We start from the raw sequence: 4,819 nt of genomic DNA, 5'->3' as shown, positions 1-4,819 counted from the left end.
CGGGCGGGGGGGCGCGGGCGCCCCCCCCCCCCCCGGGGGGGGGCCCCCCCCCCCCGGGGGGCCCCCCCCCCCCCGTCTCTCCCGTCACGGCGCTCGCCGGACGGGTCGAGGGTCACTCCTCGTTCTGGCCGTGGCAGACCTTGTACTTCTTGCCCGAGCCGCACGGGCACTGCGCGTTGCGCGGCGTCCCCGGGAAGGTGCGACCGTCGCTCTCGACGGCGCTCGCCTCGCCGTGCAGCGCGCGGCGCGAGCGCCGGCTCGCGTCGCCCGAGACGACGGCCTGGCCCGTGCCGTCCTCGCTCGGCGCGCTGTACGACAGCGGGACCTGCCGGTCGGGACCGTCGAGGCCCTTGGCGATGAGCGTGCCGGGGCGGTCACCGCTCGGGCCGCCGAACGCGGCCGGGGCCGTGACCGGAGCGGGCTCCGGCTCGACCGGCGCGTCCTCGACCGGGGCGTCGGCCGTCGCCGGTGCGTCCTCGACGGGAGCGTCCTGCGCCGGAGCGGCGGCCGGCTGGGCCGCCGCCGCGAGACCTGCGGCGGCACCGGCCGAGGCCGCCCCCGCCGCCCCGCCGAGCGCCTGACCGGCCGCCGACTGCGCGGCCTGGGCGGCGTCCGCGACCGAGATCGCCGGCGCCTGGCCCGGTGCCGCACCCGGCTCGGCGACCTTGACCTCGAGGTTGAAGAGGTACCCGACCGTCTCCTCCTTGATGGCCTCGGTCATCGCCTGGAAGAGCTGGAAGCCCTCGCGCTGATACTCGACGAGCGGGTCGCGCTGCGCCATCGCGCGCAGCCCGATGCCCTCCTTGAGGTAGTCCATCTCGTAGAGGTGCTCGCGCCACTTACGGTCGAGGACCGAGAGCGTCACGCGTCGCTCGAGCTGGCGCATGTTCGCCGCGCCGAGCTGCTCCTCGCGGTTCTGGTAGGCGATGCGCGCGTCGGAGAGGATCTCCTCGAGCAGCATCTCGCTCGTCAGGCGCGTCTCACCGCCGGCCTGCTCCACGACCTCGTCCACGGTGATCGAGATCGGGAACACCGCCTTGAGGGCGGTCCACAGCGCGTCGAGGTCCCAGTGCTCCGGATTGCCCTCGGCCGTGGCGCCCTCGACGTACGCGGTGACGACGTCGGTGAGGAAGTGCTGCACCTGCTCCTGGAGGTCCTCGCCCTCGAGCACGCGGCGACGCTCGTCGTAGATGACGGTGCGCTGGCGCGACAGGACGTCGTCGTACTTGAGGACGTTCTTGCGGATCTCGAAGTTGCGGGACTCGACCTGACCCTGCGCGCTCGCGATGCCGCGCGTGACCATCTTCGACTCGAGCGGGACGTCGTCAGGGAACCCGGCGCGGTTCATCATCGACTCGGCGAGGGTCGAGTTGAACAGGCGCATGAGGTCGTCCTGCATCGACAGGTAGAACCGGGACTCGCCCGGGTCGCCCTGACGGCCGGAACGACCGCGGAGCTGGTTGTCGATGCGGCGCGACTCGTGGCGCTCCGTGCCCAGCACGTAGAGGCCGCCGAGCTCGCGGACCTCGTCGTGCTCCGCCGCGACCGCGGCCTTCGCCTTCTCGAGCGCGTCGGGCCAGGCCGCCTCGTACTCCTCGGGGTTCTCCGCGGCGTCGAGGCCGCGCGCCGCGAGGTCCGCGACCGCCATGAACTCGGCGTTGCCGCCGAGCATGATGTCGGTACCGCGGCCGGCCATGTTCGTCGCGACCGTCACGGCGCCCTTGCGGCCCGCCAGCGCGACGATCGAGGCCTCGCGCTCGTGCTGCTTCGCGTTGAGGACCTCGTGCGGCACGCCCTGCTTCTTGAGCTTGGAGGACAGCAGCTCGGACTTCTCGACGCTCGTCGTGCCGACCAGCACCGGCTGACCCTGCGCGTGGCGCTCGACGATGTCCGCGACCACGGCGTCGAACTTGCCCTCCTCGTTCTTGTACACGAGGTCGGCCTGGTCGACGCGCTGCATCGGCCGGTTCGTCGGGATCGGCACGACGCCGAGCTTGTAGGTGCCCTGGAACTCGGCGGCCTCGGTGTCCGCGGTACCGGTCATGCCCGAGAGCTTGGAGTACAGGCGGAAGTAGTTCTGGAGCGTGATCGTGGCGAGCGTCTGGTTCTCCGCCTTGATCTGCACGCCCTCCTTGGCCTCGATGGCCTGGTGCATGCCCTCGTTGTACCGACGGCCGGGCAGGATGCGCCCGGTGTGCTCGTCGACGATCATCACCTCGCCGTTGAGCACGACGTAGTCCTTGTCGCGCTTGAAGAGCTCCTTCGCCTTGATGGCGTTGTTGAGGAACCCGATGAGCGGCGTGTTCAGCGACTCGTAGAGGTTGTCGATGCCGAGGTAGTCCTCGACCTTCTCGATGCCCGGCTCGAGCACGCCGACGGTGCGCTTCTTCTCGTCGACCTCGTAGTCGGCCCCCTGGTTCAGACGCCGCACGACCTTCGCGAACTCGCCGAACCAGCGGTTCGTGTCGCCCGACGCGGGACCCGAGATGATGAGCGGCGTGCGGGCCTCGTCGATGAGGATCGAGTCGACCTCGTCGACGATGGCGAAGTGGTGGCCGCGCTGCACGAGGTCGTCCGTGGACCACGCCATGTTGTCGCGCAGGTAGTCGAAGCCGAACTCGTTGTTCGTCCCGTACGTGATGTCCGCGGCGTACTCCTGGCGGCGCTGCGCGGGCGTCTGACCGGACAGGATGACGCCGGTCGTCAGGCCGAGGAAGCGGTAGACGCGGCCCATGAGCTCGCTCTGGTACTTCGCCAGGTAGTCGTTGACCGTGACGACGTGCACGCCCTTGCCCTCGAGCGCGTTGAGGTACGCGGCCGTCGTCGCGACGAGCGTCTTGCCCTCACCGGTCTTCATCTCGGCGATGTTGCCGAGGTGCAGCGCCGCGCCGCCCATGAGCTGGACGTCGAAGTGCCGCTGGCCGAGCGTGCGGCGGGACGCCTCGCGCACCGCAGCGAACGCCTCGGGGAGCAGGTCGTCGAGGGTCTCGCCCGCCTCGAGGCGCGCCTTGAAACGGTCGGTCTCCTCCCGCAGCTCCTCGTCGGTGAGATCCTCGAAGCCCGGCTCGAGCTTGTTGACCTGGTCGGCGATGCCGGACAGCTTCTTGAGGATCCGCCCCTCGCCGATGCGAAGGACCTTGTCGAGGATCGAAGGCACGCAGGACTCCCGTATCGATCGGTGCCCGGGCCGGGTGGTCCGGGAGCAGCGCCGACGCTCTCCCGCGCAGGCGCGCACGGCAGCGGACGTCGGCAACGTCACACAACATCGTAGGCGAGTCGGAGCGACGTCGGACCCGCCCGGGTTTCGCCGACGACGAACCTCGCCGGCGAGACCCCGCGCCAGGGTACGACGCCGGGCCCCCGCGCGGGCGGGCCGCCCACCGCGCGGGAAGGCCTGTCACCACGCGCCCGGACCCGGTCGACCCGTCAGCCCGTCGTCGCCACCTCGGCCGCGAGCGCGGGGGCCAGGTCTCCCGAGAGCGCCACGTCGACGTCCGGCACGCCGAGCCACCCGCCGAGCACGCGGAGCTCGGCGGCGAGCCGGGCCGCCGTCTCCTGCCCCGCCCCCTGCTCGCGGTGCGCCGACAGCACCCGCAGCACGCCCGCCCGCCGGTCGGCCTTGAGGTCGACCCGCGCCGTGAGCTGCTCTCCCTCGAGGAACGGCAGGACGTAGTAGCCGTGCACCCGCTTGGGCGCGGGCACGTAGATCTCGATCCGGTAGTGCACGTCGAACAGCCGCTCGAGCCGCGTGCGCTCGAACACGAGCGGGTCGAACGGGTTGAGCAGCGTCGTCGCCGTCGCGCGTCGCGGGAGCGCGGCGTCCGCGTGCAGGTACGTCGGCTCGTCCCAGCCGCGCACCGTCACCGGCCGCAGCGTGCCCGCCTCGACGAGCTCGTCGAACGCCGTCCGCACCGCGGGGCCCCGGAGGCGGAAGTAGTCCTTGAAGCATCGCAGCGTCCCGACCCCGTGAGCGCGCGCACCGATCTCGAGGAGCGCCCGGACGGCGTCGGCGTCCCCGACCGGCGGCGCCGCGACGACCTCCGGCGGTAGCACGCGTTCCGTGAGGTCGTAGCAGCGCTCGAACGCGCCGTTGCGGCGCGCGGACGTGATCTCGCCCGTGAAGAACAGGAACTCGAGCGCGCGCTTGGCGACCGTCCAGTTCCAGCCCCACTGCGACCGGTCCCGGGGGTGCGCCCGACCCTCCGCCTCCAGGATCTCGTGCACCTCGCTCGCCGTGATGGGGCCGCGCTCGGTGACGAGGCGGCGCACGTCCTCCACGGCCTCGGAGTGGCTCATCTCGACCGCGCTGATGGTTCCCCACGCCTCCGTCCGGTACCGGCGACGACGCCACTCGAGCAGCGGCCACGTGCTCGGCGGCACGTACGACGCGACGTGCGCCCACGTCTCCACGAGCCGGCGCGGCGCCCGGCCCGCCGCGCGGTCCAGCAGCGCCGTGTCGTACGGGCCGAGACGCGCGTACAACGGCATGAGGTGCGCCCGCGCGAGCACGTTCACCGAGTCGATCTGGAGCAGCCCGAGCCGGTCGATCACCCCCTGGACCTGCCGCATGGTCGGCGCCCGGCCACCCGTTCCGTCGTACGGGCGGGGACGGTGCAGCCCTTGCGCCGCGAGCGCGACGCGGCGCGCCTGGGACAGGGACATCGACTCGGACCTCGACGGCGTGGCGACCACCCTCCGATCCTGCCCGGCCCCACCCACACTCCGGCGGGACCGGACAGCGCGACGGGCGCCCGACCCCCACCGCGGTGGAGGGGGGGAGGTGGGGTGGGAGCGGGGGGGGGACAGCGCCGCCGACGCA

General features: G+C 72.4%; 2 protein-coding genes and 1 pseudogene. All 3 read right to left on the bottom strand.

The window, feature by feature from the left end:
• Nucleotides 1–112: 112 nt before the first annotated feature.
• The 3 genes and pseudogenes from ACFWH7_RS21055 to ACFWH7_RS17875 all read right to left on the bottom strand — a co-directional run bounded on the left by ACFWH7_RS21055 (nt 113) and on the right by ACFWH7_RS17875 (nt 4,662).
• Nucleotides 113–238 carry an SEC-C metal-binding domain-containing protein gene (locus ACFWH7_RS21055; protein WP_463054463.1) on the bottom strand — a complete coding sequence of 42 codons (126 nt, stop codon included), beginning with the start codon at nt 236–238 and terminating at the stop codon, nt 113–115.
• A gap of 51 nt (nt 239–289) precedes the next feature.
• A pseudogene (secA, locus tag ACFWH7_RS17880) lies at nt 290–3,157 on the bottom strand (preprotein translocase subunit SecA); the annotation flags it as partial.
• A 269-nt stretch (nt 3,158–3,426) separates the two neighbouring features.
• The gene (locus tag ACFWH7_RS17875) at nt 3,427–4,662 is read right to left on the bottom strand and encodes a winged helix-turn-helix domain-containing protein (RefSeq protein ID WP_378218474.1); all 1,236 of its coding nucleotides are present in this window, start codon (nt 4,660–4,662) and stop codon (nt 3,427–3,429) included.
• Between the last annotated feature and the right edge of the window lie 157 nt (nt 4,663–4,819).

Origin of the sequence: Cellulosimicrobium cellulans (genome assembly GCF_042723955.1) — a bacterium.
Lineage (GTDB): Bacteria > Actinomycetota > Actinomycetes > Actinomycetales > Cellulomonadaceae > Cellulosimicrobium > Cellulosimicrobium cellulans_H.
This window is presented reverse-complemented; position numbering and strand designations above follow the sequence as displayed.